Genomic DNA, 16,996 nt, shown 5'->3' with positions numbered 1-16,996 from the left:
CCAATGATCATAGTTGTCCAAATTGTCCTGGTTCTTGCCGTCATCATCGGCGCACTGGCCCTGATGCGGGGTGCCGGCAACGCCCGGCACCAGGCCGTACGGCGCATTCTGCTGGTACTCTTCGCCGGTGTTGCCGCTTTGTCGGTGTTCTTCCCCGGACTGCTCACGCGCGTGGCCAATCTCCTGGGCATCGGCCGCGGCACAGACTTGGTGCTCTACGGGCTGATTGTGTGCTTCCTGATTTTCATGGCCAGCTCCTACCACCGAACGCGCCAGCTGGAAGCGCGGATCACCAAGCTGGCGCGTCGGATTGCCCTGGACGAGGCGCCGCGGCCGGACGCCGCAGCCGGGGAAGGCCGCGGGAATGACTGACCGGCAGGCCCCGGCGGCCGAGCTGATCATTGCCGTCCACAGTGCGGACCGACCGATTCGCCGTGCGGTGGAGTCTGTCCTCGCGGCGGCCGTGCCCGGCCGGGCACTGGCGACCGTTGTCTGCCACAATCTCGATCCCGTGCCCATCCGCGACAGGCTCGACGGGCTGCCCGCCGAACAGGTCCGGGTTTTGGCCCTGGCGGACGGTATCCGTTCGCCGGCCGGACCGTTCAACTACGGGCTCGAACACGCAGTAGCCCGATTCGTGGGGATCATGGGCTCCGACGACACACTGGAAGAGGCAGCCGTTGACGCCTGGCTGGCCACCGCGGAAGGTGCCGGCGCCGCCGTCGTTATGGCACCCCTGCGGCTCCAAGGCGGACGGCGGATCCTGACCCCGCGGGCGCGTGTGTTCCGTGGGATGCTGGTGGATCCCGTGCGGGACCGGCTGGCCTACCGGACCGCTCCGCTGGGGCTGTTCCGGCGCGACCTGCTGTCCAAACACGGTCTGGCCCTGACCCCCGAACTACGGACCGGCGAGGATCTGGAGTTCGGGCTCAAGTTGTGGTTTTCCGGCGAACGGATCGCCTACCCGGCACAGGGTCCGGCCTACGTGGTCGGGAACGACGCGGTGGAACGGGTGACCGCGGCAGTGCTGCCCTTGGCGGAGCAGTTCCGCGATGTGCGGGCACTGGTAGCCGGAACATGGTTCGCCTCGCTGCCCGAGGGCAAGCGCGCTGCTATCGCGGTTAAAATTCTGCGCGGTCATGTCATCAGCGCCGCAGTACGGCGGGGGCGGGACTTCAACTGGCCGGCAGTTGACCGACGGGAGCTAAGCCGCGTCATTGAACTGGTGACCGGGTTGGCTCCGGCCGCGCCCAAGGTACTCAGCGCCCCTGATGAACGGCTGCTGCTGGAACTGCGCGATGCCGGCAGCGCCGAAGCCGTCCGGGAATCATTACGACGGCGGGATGCCGCCAATGCGCTGTGGCGCAGCCTGACGCTTCGCTGGCAGGATAATTTTCGCATCGAGGCGCCCCTGCGCAGCAACCTCAACTCGCTGCTGGCCGCCGGCACAGACACTGTACTTTCCGCCTTGCCGCCGGCTGCCCGGCGGCGACGGTCCAGCCCGCAACGCCGAAAGGATGCTGCATGAACCGCTCTGCCAGCAGACTGCTGATCCTGTCCCTCTCGCCCCTGCGCAACGATCCGCGCGTGCTGAAGCAGATCAACCTGTTCCGGGACAAGTACCAGGTTCTCACCTGCGGTTTTGGCCCGGCGCCGGAGGGCGTGGCCGGACACTTCGAACTGGACCGGGTGCTGCCGAGCTGGCCACGGGACCCGAAACGGCTGGCCGCGCGGCGGTACCGCCAGGTGTACTGGAACATCGCCGCGGTTGCGGAGGCTTCGCGAATGCTGCGCGGGCAGCACTTCGATGCTGTCCTGGCCAACGATGCGAACACAGTGCCCCTGGCGCTGAGCCTGGAACCCGTGCGCGGCGTGCACGCGGACCTGCATGAATTCGCCCCGAAGGAGCACTTCAACAAACCCGCATGGCGTGTGCTGGTTGCCCCCTATGTCCGCTGGCTATGCCGCACGTACCTGCCCGCGGTCAGCTCCGTGACCACGGTTTCCGAGGGTATCGCCGAGCAGTACCAGAAGGACTTCGGGGTCGACGTGGATGTGGTCACCAACGCGGCGCCGTACGCCGAGCTGAAACCGCGTCCGACCGGGGAGAAAATCCGCCTCATCTACAGTTCGGCCGGTCAGCGCTACCGCCGGATCGAGGACATCATCGCAGCGATGGACGGGGTGCCTGAGGATCTGGAACTGGACCTGATCGTTATGCCCAACGAGCCGGAGTATGTGGACCAGTTGCGCAGCCAGGCCGAGCCGCTGCCCAACGTGCGGTTTCGCGATCCGGTGCCGTACACCGAACTCGTCAAGACCATCAGCGAGTACGACGTGTCCATCTCGGTCATTCCGCCGACCAACTTCAATTTGGCCCAGGCCCTGCCGAACAAGTTCTTCGAGGCCGTCCAAGCCCGGACGGCCCTCATCATCGGTCCAACGCCGGCCATGCAGACGCTGCTCGAACGGCACGGCCTCGGCGCGGTGACCGAGGACTTCACCGCGGAAGGACTGCGTGCGGTGCTGCAGTCGCTGACCCGTGAACAGATCGACCACTGGAAGGCCAACGCGGACAAGGCCGCCGATGAATTGTCCTCCGAGCACCAGAACAGGGCCTGGGAAAGGGCGATCGCCGCCCTCCTGGAAACGACGGAAGTCTGATAAATGCCGGATTCAAGGACAGTTCCCCGCGCCGAGGCTCCCGGACCCGTTACGGAGGCAGACCCGAAGGTCCTGCATCTGTACGATGCCGCCGACGTCGGCCGCACTCTGGTCAAATACGGCAGGAAGTACGGACATCCCTGGCGGCAGTTCAACCGCACGCCGCCCGCGGATTCCGGCGTCCCCGTCGGCGCAGCAGGAAAAACCAGGGGGTTGCTGGCAGGCCTTTCCTGGCAAGCGGGCCGGGCGGCGGGGATTCTGCGCGCCGATCTGCTCCATGTCCACTCCGGCTCCCGTATAGGCGTGGTGCGCTCCCGGCCGTACAAGCCCTTTGTGCTGCACTTCCACGGCACCGACATCCGCACTCAGTATTATGATCCGGCCCGCAGACCCGCTATCCAGTGGGGCGCGGACAACGCCGCCGCCGTCCTGTACTCCACGCCCGATCTGGCCGAGCACGCCCAGGCTGCGCATCCCGGGTCCCGTTACTTGCCGAATCCGGTGGATGTGGAGGAACTTCCGGATTGGGCACCGGTAGACCGGCCGCGCGTCATTTTCGCCTCGCGTTGGGACGGTTCCAAAGGAGGCCAAGCGCAACTGGAACTCGCGCGCTCACTGCTGGCCGCCGTCGGACCCGGAACGGAAGTTATGGGACTGGATTGGGGCGCCGAGGCAGGCCGGGCTGCCGCTCTGGGCGTTCAGCTGATGCCGAAAATGGCCAAACCGGACTACCTGCGCTGGCTGGCCGGCGCGCACGTAGTGGTCGGCCAGAGCGCAGGAATCCTGGCAATGAGCGAACTGCAAGCCATAGCCATCGGTGCCCCGGTGGTCATGCAACTCGGCGCCGGCTACTATCCGACACCGTCTCCCGTGCTCCAGGCCGACACCATCGATGGCCTCGCCGCGCAGGTGCTGGCCGCGCTCGCGGACCCGCCCGCGGTCTCCCGTGCGCTCGATGGCCGGGGCTGGATCAACACGAACCACTCACCCGAACAATCAGTGCGGCAACTCGTCGGGGTGTACCGCGAAGTTATGGCCGGCCGCTAGGCCTCCGAACGCTCGTCGGCCGCCACTTCCTGCGGTGTGAGGCCAGCCAGTGCCGCCTGCTCGGCGAAATCCGGGACCCGGGCGACGACGTCGTCAAAGGTTCCGTAGGCGGCCACTTCGCCGTCGCGCATGAAGAAAACGATATCGGCGTGGCGGATGGTGGCGAGGCGATGGGCCACCGTGATGACCGTGACGTTGCCGTGGAGTTCGTTGATCGCCTTGGTCACCGCGGCCTCCGTGGCCGTGTCCAGCGCCGACGTGGCCTCATCCATCACGAGCACCTGCGGGTTGTCGTAAAGCGCCCGGGCGATGCCTAGCCGCTGCCGCTGGCCCCCGGAAAGGGCCATGCCGCGCTCGCCGACCACGGCATCGATGCCGCCGTCGCGGGCCAGCAACGTGTCAAGGAGCTGTGCCCGGCGCAGCGCCGTTTCCACCCGTTCCCGGTCAACTTTGGATTCGTCCCAAGCCAGGGCTACGTTCTGGGCAACGGAGGCATCGAAGAGGGACACTTCCTGCGGCACATAGCCGATCCGCTTGCGCCAGGAAGTCAGGACGAATTCGAGCCGCTCGCCGCCCACTTCGATGTGGCCCGCGGTCGGCTCCAGCAGCCCGAGCAGAATATCCACCATGGTGGATTTTCCGGCACCGGAAGACCCCACAAAGGCCACATGGCTGCCGGCTGGAATCCGGATGCTGATCCGGTCCAGCGCAGGAGCTTGGGCACCCGGATAGCTGAAAGAGACATCGTTGAGCACAATATCCGCCGGTGCATCGGCAAGGTCGTGCTGCGGCCGTTCTTTGCTCTGTCGCGCCATTTCCTCGTCGCCTTCGCGGATGTCTTCGACGACCTGGCGGGCAAAGGAGGCGCTGGTGTTGACCGAGGACTGCACTGCCTGCATCCGGGTCAGCGAAGGGATCAACCGGAATCCCGCGATGGCGAACAGCCCGATGGCGCTCACGGCGCCGGCGGGGCCGCCGACAAGCAGGCCAACACCGCCGACCAGGGCGAACCCGACCACCAGAGCGGTTTCCAAAACATAGCGGGGAATCTGCGATATCTGGATGGCGCCGGCCCGGGCCAGAGCCGACTTGGTCCGGGTGCCGTGGACCTGCTCCTGCACCTCCGGTCCGCGGTCCGCAAGGGTGATTTCCTTCAGTGCACCCAGCGCCTCGTAGAGTGTTTTGGCTGTCCGGTTGGACCACTCGCGGTTCTGGCGTCCGATCGCCACCGCCCGCGGCGATATCACCTTGGCCAGCAGCAGCGCCACCAGACCCAGATACAGCATGGTGACAATGGCGATCAGCGGCTGGGCAATGAAAAGTACGACGACGACCGCCACCATCGTGCCCAGCTCGCCGAAGAGGGTCATCGCCGGCATCAACACACCCGAAACCGTGATGCCCACGCCCACGTCAACGGACCGGACAATCTCAGCGGAGTTGCGGCCCAGCCGCTTCTCCCATGGAGAGGCAAGATAGGCCGCGAACAGCCGGTCCCCGATGGCGACCTCGTGGCGGGCGAAGCGTTTGGTGGCGAATCGCAGCAGCATCACCGCGAGGATGCCCTTGAGGACAATCAGCAGGCAGATAAAGATCAGCAGCGGCAGGACCAGGCCCTTTTCCGTGATGTCGCCCAGAACCGGCCACACCATCGGCTGCCCGCTGACCAGCCCCGGGAGCAGCGCGGCCACCAGCCCCAGAGCCACGATGTCAAGCAGCGCCAGGGCTGCGGAAGCAGCGGCGTAACCGGTCAGGAATCGGCGGCTGCCTTCGGGCAGCGTTTTCAACAACGGCCCAAGGACCTTCAAAATGCTATTCATACTGGCACTAAGACTAGTTGTTTATCCACAAGCCGCGTCACAGACCTAGCTTGCTGCAAACGTTTCACCTACTCTCGGGAGAGAAAACGTACACCGACGGCGGAAACAGTCTCAAAAGTTCCGGCGTCAGGACGGCGCTGCGCGCCAGGGGGATACGCATGGACGCTATCCGCATTGTCGAAGATGAGGTGCGTGAGCTCATCCGCCGCAGGGGCATCGACCCGGCACACCAGGGCGGGGAAGTGCGCCGCCTGGTGGAGGCCGCGGTCAATGATTATGACGAGCGGTCCCTGCTGGGGACGCTGCCGCCGCTAGGGCACCTTGACTTTGCCAGGAAGTACGTCTTTGATGCGGTCGCAGGGTTCGGCGCACTGCAGCCCTTGCTGGATGATCCCTCGGTTGAGGAAATATGGATCAACTCCCCGGCCGAGGTGTACGTTGCGCGCGGCGGGGAATCCGAGCTGACTTCGGTCACGCTGAGCCAGCAGCAGGTACGGGACCTGGTGGAAAGGATGCTCAAGTCCTCGGGCCGGCGGCTTGACTTGTCGTCGCCATTCGTTGACGCGGCCTTGCCCGATGGCTCGCGTCTGCACGTGGTCATTCCTGATATCACCAAACGGCACTGGGCCGTCAACATCCGTAAGTTCATTGCCCGAGCGTCGAAACTGGACCATTTGGTGGAACTGGGGTCGCTCTCGCCGGAGGCGGCCCGGTTCCTCTCAGCCGCGGTAGCCAGCGGGCTTAACATCCTGGTTTCCGGGGCAACGCAGGCGGGTAAGACGACGATGCTCAATTGCCTTGCGGCAAGCATCGGCAGCCGCGAGCGCGTGGTGACGGTCGAGGAAATTTTCGAGCTTCAGCTGCCCTTACGCGACGTGGTCGGCCTGCAATGCCGCCAGCCGAATCTGGAGGGCGGGGGCGAAATCCCCCTGCGGCGCTTGGTCAAGGAAGCTCTGCGTATGCGGCCGGACCGCCTGATCGTGGGGGAAGTCCGGGAAGCCGAAAGCCTGGACATGCTCATTGCCCTGAATAGCGGCATGCCAGGGATGTGCACCATCCATGCGAATAGTGCCCATGACGCCATCACGAAGGTTTGCACACTGCCCCTGTTAGCTGGCGAGAATATCTCCAGTGCCTTCGTCCTGCCGACGGTGGCTTCCTGCATTGATTTGGTCGTGCACTGTACACGCAGTGCCTCCGGCCACCGGCAGGTTGCCGAAATAGTCTCGCTCGGTCGCCGAGTCGAGAACGGCATTATCGAGACATCAACTCTTTTCAGCCGGCAGGACGGAGATCTGCTGGCCAGCGGTTCGGCCAGCCCGGGAGAGGACAAACTCGCCCGTGCCGGGTACAACGTCATGCAGTTGCTCGGTGGCATGTCATGACTGCTGCCACCGGCCTAGTCGGCGGGTTCGGATTGTTCCTGATCTGGTGGTCCTGCTGGGAGTTGCCGGAACCGCCTCCCAAGAGCCCCCGCAACCCACGGTTCACCCGCTTGCAGGAGGTCATCAATCAATCGGGTATTGAGAAAGTTTCTGTCCACGGCCTTATTGCCAGTTGTACCGGAACAGCCGTGTTTACCTTCTTGCTGATTTGGGTGATTACGCAATCTCCTCCGATCGCGAGCTGTTTCGCGCTCTTTGGCGGATGGCTGCCGTTGGTGCTGGTGCGGTGGCGCGCGAGACGCCGTGTGGCGGCGATGCGCGAAATCTGGCCGGACGTAGTCGACCACCTTCGTTCCGCCATTCGTGCCGGCCTCTCGTTGCCGGAGGCTCTGGTACAGCTGGGGATCCGGGGACCGGTGGAGCTGCGTCCGGCGTTCGTCGAATTCGGGGCAGATTACCGGGCCGGAGGGCGCTTCGACCAGTCGTTGGAGCGGCTGAAGGATCGGCTCGCGGATCCAGTCGCAGACCGGATCATCGAAGCACTCAGAATGACAAGGGAGGTGGGCGGCTCCGACCTGGGCAGGCTGCTGGGTACCCTGGCGGATTTTCTTCGCGACAGCGCGCGCACCAGAAGCGAGCTGGAGGCCCGCCAATCATGGACAGTCAGCGCCGCGAGGTTGGCAGTTGCCGCACCATGGATCATCCTGATGCTGCTGGCTACGCGGCCCGAGGCTGTTACCGCCTATAACTCGACGACGGGGGCCATGGTACTGCTCGGCGGTCTGGTCGTGTCTTTGGTTTGTTACCGGCTGATGCTTCGCATCGGTGCCTTACCCGAAGACGAACGGGTGATGAAATGACGCAGTTAATGACCATGGGCGTCCTCGCGGGGACAGGCCTGGGCGCCGGCTTGTGGCTGGTCCTGGCGCGGCTACCATTTATGCGCAGGACACGGTTCGTCGACAGGATCGCACCTCAGCTGAAATCGGTGGACGTCCAGTCCAGGCTGCTGACTGCAGGACCTGTCAACGTGACCCCGTTCGGCCCGTTGGAACGCATTATCCGGCCGGTCCTTCTCGACGCCGTTTCCTGGCTGGGCAGATTCAACTTGGGGATGACCGTGTTATCCAAGCGTCTGGCGCAGGCCGGGCGCCGCCAGACGGCCGTCGACTTCAGGGCGGAACAACTCTTGTGGGCGGTCCTGGGACTAGCCGTCGGAATTCTGCTGGCCCTGGTGTCAGCGGCAGGGGGAGGGCTGGATCCCATCACGGGCATCGTTCTCACAATCGGCCTTGCCGCGGGCGGATTCCTGCTGCGCGATTACATGCTGACTGTCCAGATACAGCGCCGGGAAACCAAGATGCTGGCCGAATTTCCCAGTTTGGCGGAACTGATGGCGTTGGCCGTCAGCGCGGGGGAGAGCACCACTGGTGCGCTCGAACGAATCTGCCGCAGCGCCCACGGCGAACTTGCCGACGAATTCGCTACCGTCCTGGCAGATACCCGGTCGGGGACTCCATTGCTGGCGGCGCTGCAGGACTTTTCGCGCCGGAGCCGGCTGCAGGCCTTGGTGCGGTTCGTTGACGGCATCACGGTGGCAGTGGAAAGAGGTACGCCGCTGGCGGATGTGCTTCGTGCACAGGCACAGGACGTCAGGGATATGGCCAAGCGCAGCCTCATGGAATCGGCGGGCAAAAAGGAAATCGCCATGATGGTTCCACTCGTGTTCGGTGTCTTGCCCCTCACAGTCCTGTTCGCTGTATATCCGGGGCTGGCCCTGATCAATCTGGGTTGGTGAAGGTGCAACCAAGGAGAATCTCACAACGGATCAAAGGTAAAGAAGGCGGAAAATGAACAAGTATTCCTTCACTCTGAAAGCAGCTGTACTGCTGTCGATCATGCTGGCACAGCTCGCCGGTCGGTTCCGCACGGTCGTGTCCGGCGAGGACCCCGAGCGTGGCGATGTGCCCGGGTGGGTCATGATCACACTAATGTCGGCCGTGCTTGTCGCCGGGATCCTCGCCATTGCCAAGCCCGCGCTCGAGGGCCTTTTCAACGATGCCATGGGACGCGTCGGCCAGCCTTGATATGCGCCGCTTGATAACGCTGGTGCGCGCTCCGGGCGGTCTTCGCTGCGAACGTGGCTCAGCGGTTGTGGACTTCGTATTGGTCGGCGGTGTGCTGACGCTGATCTTCGTCTCGATCATGCAGCTGGCCCTTGTTCTGCATGTGCGGAACACCTTGATCGATGCCGCCGGTTCCGGGGCCCGTTACGGTGCCTTGGCAGACCGCGGGCCTGAAGACGCCCGGGGTCGCACAGTATCCCTGATCACCGGTTCCCTGAACTCTGCCTATGCCAGGAACGTACAGGTGGAAGAGATCCAGCGTGGGGGAATCAGGACACTTCGTGTGACGGTGAACGCGCCGTTGCCAGCAGTCGGGCTGGTTGGTCCTGCGGGCGGAATGGAGGTGGAGGGCCATGCTGCATTGTCGCGGTAGCGAATGCCGGCTGTCGGGGTGGCGGGACAAACTTCGCCGGCGCTTGGCAGCGGGGGCAGGTCCTTACGATCCTGCGGAGCGGGGCAGTGCTCTTGTGGAGTTCGTCTTCCTCGGCGCGCTGCTGCTCGTACCCGTGGTCTACTTCGTCATCGCGGTGGCTCAGGTTCAGGGCGGCTCTTTCGCCGTCGTCAGCGCCGCCGACCATGCAGCAAAGGTTTTTGTCGCAGCAGACACACCCGCGGCCGCTCATGGCCAGGCTGAACAGGCAGCACTGCTTTCCGTACAGGATTTCGGCTTTGGGCCAGGCGATCTCGGAATGGCTATCGGCTGCGGTGGCGGCGCATGTCTCGAACCAGGTTCAACTGTGACCGTCAACGTCTCCCTGGAGGTGCCGTTGCCGCTGATGTCGGGGGTGGACCTGTCCTTCGCCACAGTGACCGCCACCGCCACCCAGATCGTCGAGCGTTACGGATGAATCCGCCCGGAGCCAGGAGGCGCTTCATCGGGTGCCGCACCCCGGCGGGCCTCGGCGGCTACGGGCGGAATGCGCGGGACGATGACGGCCAGGTAGCGGTCCTGATCATCGGGTTTGTGATGCTGAGCCTGCTGATACTCACCGTGGTCATGGCTGCGTCTGCCGTGTACGTAGAGCGCAAGAAGTTGCTCTCGGTGGCGGACGGTGCCTCGTTGGCCGCAGCGGACACTTTTGCGCTTGCTGATGTCCAGGGCTCTGCCGGTGCTCCCGTTCCAACCTTGAGCGACGGTGCCGTCCACAGCACCGTTCAACGCTACCTTGCGGATACCGGTGCAGCGGGCCGGTTCGACGGTCTGTCCATCAACCCAGGCACTGGTTCGCCGGAGAGCCGCACTGCCCATGTGGTCCTCTCCGCCGTGGTGCATCCGCCCATCGTGAACTTTCTGATCCCGGCAGGTGTGCCGATCACCGTGTCCAGTGATGCCCGTTCGGAGCTGCGCCGCTGATATCAGGTGCCAGCGCTGAATGGATGCCACGCGTCGGGAAGCGCATCGGCGTTCCCACCATGGCGTAGGCTTGGAGAACCATGGCTGAGATCGACTTTCCCGCAGAAATCCGCGCCCTGCGCGCCACCTATGACTCCATCGAGGCAGTGACCGATGTCGAAACCATCCGCAAGGACATCGCAGAGCTGAGCGAGCAGGCCGGCGTGCCCGATCTCTGGGACGATCCCGCCGCTGCGCAGCAGATCACGTCAAAGCTCTCGCACCGCCAGTCAGATCTCGAACGGCTCGAAAAACTCGAGGCACGGATCGACGATCTGGAGGTGCTCGTTGAGCTGGGCCAGGGCGAGGACGACGCCGACTCGATGGCGGAAGCAGCCAACGAGTTGGAGGCCTTGAAGAAAGCGCTCGCCCAGCTCGAAGTCGTCACCTTGCTCTCGGGCGAGTACGACGAGCGGGAAGCTGTTGTCACCATACGTGCCGGTGCCGGTGGCGTTGATGCGGCGGATTTCGCGGAAATGCTCATGCGTCTATACCTGCGCTGGGCGGAGCGCCACGGGTACCCCACGACGGTACTGGACACATCCTATGCCGAAGAAGCAGGGCTGAAATCGGCGACCTTCGAAGTCAAAGCACCTTACGCCTTCGGTACCTTATCGGTCGAGGCCGGTACCCACCGCCTGGTACGGATCAGTCCTTTCGATAACCAAGGCCGGCGCCAGACGTCCTTTGCCGCGGTCGAGGTGATCCCGCTGATCGAGCAGACAGACTCCATTGAGATTCCGGACAACGAGATCAAGGTCGATGTTTTCCGTTCCTCCGGACCGGGCGGGCAGTCTGTGAACACCACGGACTCGGCCGTGCGGCTGACGCACCTTCCCACCGGCATCGTAGTTTCGATGCAGAACGAGAAATCGCAGATCCAGAACCGCGCCGCCGCGCTCCGCGTGTTGCAATCCCGGCTGCTGCTGCTGAAAAAAGAGCAAGAAAACGCGGAGAAGAAGGCCCTCGCTGGGGACGTCAAGGCATCCTGGGGTGACCAGATGCGTTCCTACGTACTCAATCCGTACCAGATGGTCAAAGACTTGCGCACCGAACACGAAGTCGGCAATACGTCCGCCGTGTTCGACGGTGAGATTGATGACTTTATCGACGCCGGTATCCGCTGGCGTGCTAACACCCGAAACGCGGCGGATTAGCCCCGACCGTACCGGCGGAGCCGGCCCGGATCCCAGTCGCAGGCTGGGGGAAACCGGTATTTTCCGGCCAATGCCAGGACCAAGGGTGACATGAATCACTATACAATTGTGGTGGAACGAAGCGCCTGCGCCGTTGCCGGAGAGACGTTCATTCCGCGCCTGCTGTCACAAGGAAGAATGCCACGCGGATGGGTGCATCACCTACCCCGGCTTCCTGTCGCTGGCCTTGCCTGAACGACACGCCCGCCAGGGGCCTGCAGGTAAATCCCAAGGCGTACTGCATATAGTCAGTACGCCGATGATTTTTCCTTCAACCATAGGCCCGAGCCGTCGGCAGCTGTATTTGGGCACGAAGTAGTCATGATTAGATTCGACAACGTCACTAAGATTTACGACCAGAACACACGACCCGCTCTGGACACGGTCAGCCTTGAAGTGGACCGCGGGGATTTTGCGTTCCTGGTCGGAGCTTCGGGATCAGGGAAGTCCACCTTCATCCGGCTGGTCCTCAAAGAGGACCGGGCTACCCGTGGCTCCGTTTACGTGGCCGGCCAGAACGTCGCCAACATTCCAAGCTGGCGGGTGCCCAAGCTGCGTCGCGGCATCGGCGTTGTCTTCCAGGATTTCCGGCTATTGCCGAACAAGACCGTAGCCGGCAACGTTGCCTTCGCCATGCAGGTGATCGGCAAGAGCCGGGCCATGATCCGCGAGACGGTTCCCGAAGTTCTCAAGACGGTCGGCCTGGAAGGCAAGGACCACCGTATGCCCCATGAGCTCTCCGGCGGCGAACAGCAGCGCGTGGCTATTGCCCGGGCCATCGTGAACAAGCCGGGTATCCTGTTGGCCGACGAGCCGACCGGAAACCTTGATCCCACCACCTCGATGGGCATCATGAAGGTCTTGGACCGCATCAATCAAAACGGCACCACCGTCGTCATGGCGACGCACGACAACGTGATCGTGAACGACATGCGCAAGCGAGTGATCGAACTGGTCGACGGCGTATTGGTCCGCGATGAAGCCGAAGGCATCTACGTTGGCGCCCAGGGTGATAACAAATGAGACTCGCATTCATCCTTGGTGAAATCGGTTCCGGTTTGCGCCGGAACCTTTCCATGGTCGTTTCCGTCATCCTGGTCACTTTCATCTCGCTGACGTTCGTCGGGGCTGCCGGCATGCTCCAGCTGCAGATCAACCAGATGAAGGGCTACTGGTACGACAAGGTCCAGGTCGCGGTTTTCCTCTGCGTCGATACGTCGACGGCTGCAAGCTGTGCCTCTGGACCAGTAACCGACGAACAGCGAGCGGAAATCAAAAACACGCTTGAGTCGCCTGCTGTCGCGCAGTACGTGGACACCTACCTGTACGAGTCGCAAGAGGACGCGTTGGGACACTTCCGCGACCAGTTCGCCAACTCGCCGATTGTGGATTCCGTAACCGCGGATCAGCTGCCGGAGTCCTTCCGGGTCAGCCTCGTGGATCCGGAAAAGTACGAGGTCATTAACGAGATCTTCTCCTCGTTGCCCGGCGTCGAAGTTGTTGTGGACCAGCGGGAGATTCTGGAACGAGTCTTCAGCGTGATGAATATAGCCTCCCTCGTGGCGGTCAGTATCGCCGCCATCATGATTGTCTGCGCGATCCTGCTGATCGCGACGACCATCCGTCTCTCGGCGTTCAGCCGACGTCGCGAGACGGGCATCATGCGTCTGGTAGGAGCTTCAAAGGCGGTGATCCAGTTGCCGTTTGTGCTGGAAGGCGTCATCGCCGCCGTCATCGGCGCACTGCTGGCCTCGGTTACGTTGTGGGCAGTGGCACGGTTCTTTATTGGCGACTGGCTGGCACAGCAATATCCGGACACGGCCTTCATCTCGGAGGGATCGGTGCTCCTGATCGCACCTGCGCTGATCCTGCTCGGAACCGTGCTGGCAGGAATTTCCTCTCTTCTTACCCTCCGACGCTATTTGAAGGTCTAGAATCATGTCTACTGAGCAGAACAACAGGTTGGGGAACCGGACAGTGAACCGTTTACACGCGGGTAGGAAGTCGTGTCTGCCGCAGGGGATTATCAGCGCCGCGCTGGCCGCCTTCCTGGCATTGTCTCTCGGCACCGCAGGTCCGGCACAGGCGGATCGACTGGACGATCGCAAAGAAGCGCTCGAGCAGGAAATGGCCGAAGTTGAGCATTCACTGGAGTTCCTGGACGCCGACATCATAGAGACGGTAAAGCAGCTCAAGGAGTACCAGAGCCAGTTGCCCGCGGCCCAGCAGAAACTGGCAGATGCACAGGGACGGGTCGAGGAAGCGGCGAACAAAGTCGCCGCCCTGGCGCAGCGCGTGGACATGGCGTTGCAGACCAAAGACAACATTAATAAGCAGCTCGATGACGACAAGGAAGAGCTCGCTGAAACCCGGGAAATCATAGGGCAGATCGCCACCCAGGCGTACAAGCAAGGTGGGGTCCCGTCTAACCTGACGCTGTTCTTCGGCTCGGAGGGTGACTCTGGCCTGGCCGATACTATCGGTTTGGCGGACCAGGCCTTGCGGAGCCAGAACGCCGCCTTGAACAAGCTTTCCCAGCAGAACGCTACGAACGTGAACTCGAAGGCCCGCCTCGAGGCGGTCGAGGAAGAAATCCGGGACCTCAAGCAGCAGGCCGAAGAGGCATTGGCTGCCGAGCAGGCTGCCAGGGATGAGGCCGCAGCTGAGAAGGAGAAGGTGGACACCCTGATCGCGGATACCTCCGCCCTTTCGGACAAACTGCAGGCCCAGAAACCGAAGATCCAGCAGCAGTTGGCTGACGTCGAAAAACAGCACCAGCAGGTGCAGGCCGATATCGCCGAACGGCAGGAAAGGCTCCGACGCGAAGCCGAAGAACGCCGCAGGAAGGAAGAAGCCGAGCGGAAGGCGGCCCAAGCGGCCTGGGAGAAGGAGCAAGCGCGGATCAAGGCTGCGAAGGCGGCTGCCGCGGCAGCCAACCAGCCCGTCCCGCAAATTGTTCCCACGGTCGAACCACCGCCCGCCGCGCCCAGCGAGTCGTCCTCGTTCGGTCTGGCCTCTCCGGTGTCCGGCCCGGTGACCTCCGGCTACGGGTGGAGGGCTACACCTGCCGGCACAATCGATTTCGGTGGTTCCGGCGGTTACATGCACACGGGACTGGACTATGGGTCAGCCTGCGGCACCCCGGTGCGCGCGCCTGCCAGCGGCGAAGTTTGGACGTCAGGGTGGGGCGGTGCGGCCGGAAACATGGTAGTGATCAGCCATGGGGTAGTGTCCGGCAGTGCGTTAGCGACGAACTACTTCCACTTGACTCGGTCCGCCGTGTCCGTGGGCCAGAGGGTCAGCCAAGGGGAGGTCATCGGTTACGTTGGAACAACCGGCAACTCGACCGGATGCCATCTGCACTTTGAAACCATCCTGAACGGTTCGCTGGTGAACCCTATGGGCCTGCTGTAGCCAGCGAGCGATTTGTTCCACGCCGGTATACTGGATATTTTCAACCAAGAGGATCTGAACCTGAAGGAGTCGCCCCGTGCCCAGGGAAAGTGGTCGGAAGGTAGTGGCCACCAATCGCAAGGCCCGGCATGACTATCACATTCTGGATACCTATGAGGCCGGTATGGCGCTCATGGGGACCGAGGTCAAATCGCTGCGCGAGGGCAGAGCCTCCCTGGTCGATGGATTCTGCGTTTTCTACAATGATGAGCTGTACCTGGAAGCGGTCTATATTCCGGAGTATCTCAACGGCAGTTGGACCAATCACTCCGCCCGGCGTCGACGCAAACTCCTGCTGCACCGCGAAGAGCTGAACAAGATCTCACACAAGATCCGCGAGTCCGGCTTCACGATTGTGCCCCTTCAGCTTTACTTCAACGACGGCCGGGCGAAGGTGGAAATTGCAATTGCCCGCGGCAAGAAGGACTACGACAAGCGCCAGACGCTGCGGGAACAGCAGGACAAGCGTGAAGCGCTACGTGCCATGCGTGAGCGCAACCGCGGCTCTGCCTGACCAGCGTTCATCCGGAACCTCGGTGAGCGAGACCTTCAGTCGCCGGCATGCCTACATAGAGCGTAAATCAGCCCGTGCCCGCAGGGCCATAAAGCAGCAGGGACCTCGGGGAATACAATCGCGGATGTTGTGGTTAGAATAGATAGTCCGGTGTGAACCACCGGTTTGGTAATTCAATATGGGGATGACAGGTTTCGACGATGTTAGTCGCGCCAGGGGAAGCGGGCCGAGGATGCAGGGCTATCTCGTTAACGCTCTCTGCAAAAAAATAACTGCTGAATCTAAACAGCACGACTTCGCTCTCGCTGCCTAAGCAGCGGGCATAGTCCGTCAGTCCGGGTACGCTCTCGACCCGGTTTCTGGCGTCATTTAGAGGGCCACTGCTGGACACTTTCGCCGTTGGAGTGTCCGGGACTTTTAGACGGCTGGGCCCGGGTCAGCCACTTGTTTGCAGGATGGCTGGGGCCGAGAAATCCCGAAGCAAACTGCGCCCGGAGAAGTCCTGGCAACGCAACATCGGACGGGGGTTCAATTCCCCCCATCTCCACCAACGGAAACAGGCCGGAGGCATAACGCTTCCGGCCTGTTTGTCGCTTAAGCATGCTGGCCGCTGATCAGGACGGCGTCAGGAACCGTCTACAGGATCCTCGACTATGCCGACGAAGCGGCTGCCCACACCATCGAATTCGCTTCGGCGCATCCCGGCCCCGAGTTCGGGCAGCTCTTGCGGGTCGTGGAATTCGCAGATGACGTATGTGAACTCAGGCCACCACTTCTTTGGCCGCGCCGCCTCCGAAAAGCCGCAGACATAGCACTGTAATTCAACCCAGACAGGCCTCTTGCCTGTGCGGTTGGCGCGGGACTGCAGCAGCCACTGCGGCGGATTAGCCACAATCTCGGCGAGGTCCTCCTCGCTGAGCCGCGAAGGTATGCCGTGCCGCCGGGCCATCTCAAGCGGAATATCAAGGGCCAAGGCTGCATCTCGTCTCGTAATCATCGTCATCAACAATAGGCCAACGCCTCCATTAGCGCCGATTCGAAACTGATCGGGAAATACTACTTCCCCGCCAGTGGGCCGATTTGTCGCCGGTGTCGCCGCATGACCGGGCATTCGCCATCAATGGGCCGACCGTCAGCCCATGACGCCTCCGAGCTGACAGCTTCCATTTAGTGACAAGCCCCTGGGTCTTGATTTCTTGCCTGGACCTTTAGCTTTCCTGATACCGTTTGTCCGATTCATTGACACTGCCGCGCGCATTAGCGATCCTGAAGACTCCAAGCGGTGGGGCCCGCGAGGGGAGCCGGGGCCGGAGAGTCCGGCTGGCTCTGTGGGGAGTGTACTGTGGGGATCACTGCGGCTATGGCTACCGATCGACCTTGGGATTTACGCCTTGTGGG

18 protein-coding genes and 1 other RNA gene are annotated in these 16,996 nt (G+C 62.7%); 17 read left to right on the top strand and 2 right to left on the bottom strand.

The annotated features are described in order from the left end of the window. The first annotated feature begins 3 nt into the window (after positions 1 to 3). The 4 genes from J5251_RS17630 to J5251_RS17615 are packed head-to-tail and all read left to right on the top strand — an operon-like array spanning position 4 to position 3,711. Positions 4 to 372 (top strand): DUF2304 domain-containing protein, encoded by a 369-nt coding sequence (locus J5251_RS17630; RefSeq protein WP_074701598.1) that lies wholly within the window; start codon positions 4 to 6, stop codon positions 370 to 372. Continuing rightward, positions 365 to 1,528 (top strand): glycosyltransferase, encoded by a 1,164-nt coding sequence (locus tag J5251_RS17625; RefSeq protein ID WP_139004825.1) that lies wholly within the window; start codon positions 365 to 367, stop codon positions 1,526 to 1,528. Before J5251_RS17630 ends, J5251_RS17625 begins: the two co-directional genes overlap by 8 nt. Continuing rightward, the gene (locus J5251_RS17620) at positions 1,525 to 2,664 is read left to right on the top strand and encodes a glycosyltransferase (protein WP_240793018.1); all 1,140 of its coding nucleotides are present in this window, start codon (positions 1,525 to 1,527) and stop codon (positions 2,662 to 2,664) included. Before J5251_RS17625 ends, J5251_RS17620 begins: the two co-directional genes overlap by 4 nt. Before the next feature lie 3 nt (positions 2,665 to 2,667). Continuing rightward, positions 2,668 to 3,711: a glycosyltransferase gene (locus J5251_RS17615; RefSeq protein WP_139004826.1), complete on the top strand. Its 1,044-nt coding sequence runs from the start codon at positions 2,668 to 2,670 to the stop codon at positions 3,709 to 3,711. On the opposite strand, the gene J5251_RS17610 is transcribed toward J5251_RS17615, so the two are convergent. After that, on the bottom strand, positions 3,708 to 5,531 hold the full coding sequence (locus J5251_RS17610) for an ABC transporter ATP-binding protein (RefSeq protein ID WP_139004827.1): 1,824 nt from the start codon (positions 5,529 to 5,531) through the stop codon (positions 3,708 to 3,710). The two genes, J5251_RS17615 and J5251_RS17610, sit on opposite strands and share 4 nt — an antisense overlap. A gap of 158 nt (positions 5,532 to 5,689) precedes the next feature. Here J5251_RS17610 and J5251_RS17605 point away from each other — a divergent pair, with 158 nt between their 5' ends. The 13 genes from J5251_RS17605 to ssrA all read left to right on the top strand — a co-directional run bounded on the left by J5251_RS17605 (position 5,690) and on the right by ssrA (position 16,148). Beyond that, positions 5,690 to 6,916, top strand: a complete 1,227-nt coding sequence (locus tag J5251_RS17605; RefSeq protein WP_208574740.1) for a CpaF family protein — start codon at positions 5,690 to 5,692, stop codon at positions 6,914 to 6,916. Beyond that, the gene (locus tag J5251_RS17600) at positions 6,913 to 7,776 is read left to right on the top strand and encodes a type II secretion system F family protein (RefSeq protein ID WP_208574739.1); all 864 of its coding nucleotides are present in this window, start codon (positions 6,913 to 6,915) and stop codon (positions 7,774 to 7,776) included. The genes J5251_RS17605 and J5251_RS17600 overlap by 4 nt, the downstream gene beginning before the upstream one ends. Further along, on the top strand, positions 7,773 to 8,714 hold the full coding sequence (locus J5251_RS17595) for a type II secretion system F family protein (RefSeq protein WP_208574738.1): 942 nt from the start codon (positions 7,773 to 7,775) through the stop codon (positions 8,712 to 8,714). Before J5251_RS17600 ends, J5251_RS17595 begins: the two co-directional genes overlap by 4 nt. A gap of 100 nt (positions 8,715 to 8,814) precedes the next feature. Further along, the gene (locus J5251_RS17590; protein WP_244250966.1) at positions 8,815 to 9,003 is read left to right on the top strand and encodes a hypothetical protein; all 189 of its coding nucleotides are present in this window, start codon (positions 8,815 to 8,817) and stop codon (positions 9,001 to 9,003) included. A gap of 1 nt (position 9,004) precedes the next feature. Further along, positions 9,005 to 9,415 carry a TadE/TadG family type IV pilus assembly protein gene (locus tag J5251_RS17585; protein WP_208574736.1) on the top strand — a complete coding sequence of 137 codons (411 nt, stop codon included), beginning with the start codon at positions 9,005 to 9,007 and terminating at the stop codon, positions 9,413 to 9,415. 43 nt (positions 9,416 to 9,458) lie between these two features. Further along, a complete protein-coding gene (locus tag J5251_RS17580) occupies positions 9,459 to 9,890 on the top strand; it encodes a hypothetical protein (protein ID WP_208574735.1) in 432 nt (143 codons plus the stop codon). Continuing rightward, on the top strand, positions 9,887 to 10,396 hold the full coding sequence (locus J5251_RS17575; RefSeq protein ID WP_208574734.1) for a Tad domain-containing protein: 510 nt from the start codon (positions 9,887 to 9,889) through the stop codon (positions 10,394 to 10,396). Before J5251_RS17580 ends, J5251_RS17575 begins: the two co-directional genes overlap by 4 nt. An 80-nt stretch (positions 10,397 to 10,476) precedes the next feature. Then, positions 10,477 to 11,592, top strand: coding sequence for a peptide chain release factor 2 (gene prfB / locus J5251_RS17570; RefSeq protein WP_208574733.1), 1,116 nt, complete (start codon positions 10,477 to 10,479; stop codon positions 11,590 to 11,592). A 360-nt stretch (positions 11,593 to 11,952) separates the two neighbouring features. After that, complete coding sequence (ftsE, locus tag J5251_RS17565) at positions 11,953 to 12,654, top strand: cell division ATP-binding protein FtsE (RefSeq protein WP_208574732.1); 702 nt, start codon at positions 11,953 to 11,955, stop codon at positions 12,652 to 12,654. Next, a complete protein-coding gene (ftsX, locus tag J5251_RS17560) occupies positions 12,651 to 13,565 on the top strand; it encodes a permease-like cell division protein FtsX (protein ID WP_074701616.1) in 915 nt (304 codons plus the stop codon). Before ftsE ends, ftsX begins: the two co-directional genes overlap by 4 nt. Positions 13,566 to 13,569: 4 nt before the next feature. Further along, positions 13,570 to 15,045 carry a M23 family metallopeptidase gene (locus J5251_RS17555; RefSeq protein ID WP_139004836.1) on the top strand — a complete coding sequence of 492 codons (1,476 nt, stop codon included), beginning with the start codon at positions 13,570 to 13,572 and terminating at the stop codon, positions 15,043 to 15,045. Between the two features lie 76 nt (positions 15,046 to 15,121). Next, the gene (smpB, locus tag J5251_RS17550) at positions 15,122 to 15,598 is read left to right on the top strand and encodes an SsrA-binding protein SmpB (RefSeq protein ID WP_139004837.1); all 477 of its coding nucleotides are present in this window, start codon (positions 15,122 to 15,124) and stop codon (positions 15,596 to 15,598) included. Between the two features lie 180 nt (positions 15,599 to 15,778). After that, positions 15,779 to 16,148, top strand: a transfer-messenger RNA (tmRNA) gene (gene ssrA / locus J5251_RS17545). 75 nt (positions 16,149 to 16,223) lie between these two features. Here the strand turns inward: ssrA and J5251_RS17540 are convergent. Next, complete coding sequence (locus J5251_RS17540) at positions 16,224 to 16,595, bottom strand: hypothetical protein (protein ID WP_139004838.1); 372 nt, start codon at positions 16,593 to 16,595, stop codon at positions 16,224 to 16,226. Positions 16,596 to 16,996: the final 401 nt, after the last annotated feature.

This window comes from Arthrobacter crystallopoietes (assembly GCF_017603825.1).
GTDB lineage: Bacteria > Actinomycetota > Actinomycetes > Actinomycetales > Micrococcaceae > Crystallibacter > Crystallibacter crystallopoietes_B.
This window is presented reverse-complemented; position numbering and strand designations above follow the sequence as displayed.

Bases quoted from the DNA above. Each gene is read 5' to 3' on its own strand.
- J5251_RS17630 (WP_074701598.1), top strand. From the start codon at position 4: ATGATCATAGTTGTCCAAATTGTCCTGGTTCTTGCCGTCATCATCGGC.
- J5251_RS17625 (WP_139004825.1), top strand. From the start codon at position 365: ATGACTGACCGGCAGGCCCCGGCGGCCGAGCTGATCATTGCCGTCCAC.
- J5251_RS17620 (WP_240793018.1), top strand. From the start codon at position 1,525: ATGAACCGCTCTGCCAGCAGACTGCTGATCCTGTCCCTCTCGCCCCTG.
- J5251_RS17615 (WP_139004826.1), top strand. From the start codon at position 2,668: ATGCCGGATTCAAGGACAGTTCCCCGCGCCGAGGCTCCCGGACCCGTT.
- J5251_RS17610 (WP_139004827.1), bottom strand. From the start codon at position 5,531: ATGAATAGCATTTTGAAGGTCCTTGGGCCGTTGTTGAAAACGCTGCCC.
- J5251_RS17605 (WP_208574740.1), top strand. From the start codon at position 5,690: ATGGACGCTATCCGCATTGTCGAAGATGAGGTGCGTGAGCTCATCCGC.
- J5251_RS17600 (WP_208574739.1), top strand. From the start codon at position 6,913: ATGACTGCTGCCACCGGCCTAGTCGGCGGGTTCGGATTGTTCCTGATC.
- J5251_RS17595 (WP_208574738.1), top strand. From the start codon at position 7,773: ATGACGCAGTTAATGACCATGGGCGTCCTCGCGGGGACAGGCCTGGGC.
- J5251_RS17590 (WP_244250966.1), top strand. From the start codon at position 8,815: ATGCTGGCACAGCTCGCCGGTCGGTTCCGCACGGTCGTGTCCGGCGAG.
- J5251_RS17585 (WP_208574736.1), top strand. From the start codon at position 9,005: ATGCGCCGCTTGATAACGCTGGTGCGCGCTCCGGGCGGTCTTCGCTGC.
- J5251_RS17575 (WP_208574734.1), top strand. From the start codon at position 9,887: ATGAATCCGCCCGGAGCCAGGAGGCGCTTCATCGGGTGCCGCACCCCG.
- prfB (WP_208574733.1), top strand. From the start codon at position 10,477: ATGGCTGAGATCGACTTTCCCGCAGAAATCCGCGCCCTGCGCGCCACC.
- ftsE (WP_208574732.1), top strand. From the start codon at position 11,953: ATGATTAGATTCGACAACGTCACTAAGATTTACGACCAGAACACACGA.
- ftsX (WP_074701616.1), top strand. From the start codon at position 12,651: ATGAGACTCGCATTCATCCTTGGTGAAATCGGTTCCGGTTTGCGCCGG.
- J5251_RS17555 (WP_139004836.1), top strand. From the start codon at position 13,570: ATGTCTACTGAGCAGAACAACAGGTTGGGGAACCGGACAGTGAACCGT.
- J5251_RS17540 (WP_139004838.1), bottom strand. From the start codon at position 16,595: ATGATTACGAGACGAGATGCAGCCTTGGCCCTTGATATTCCGCTTGAG.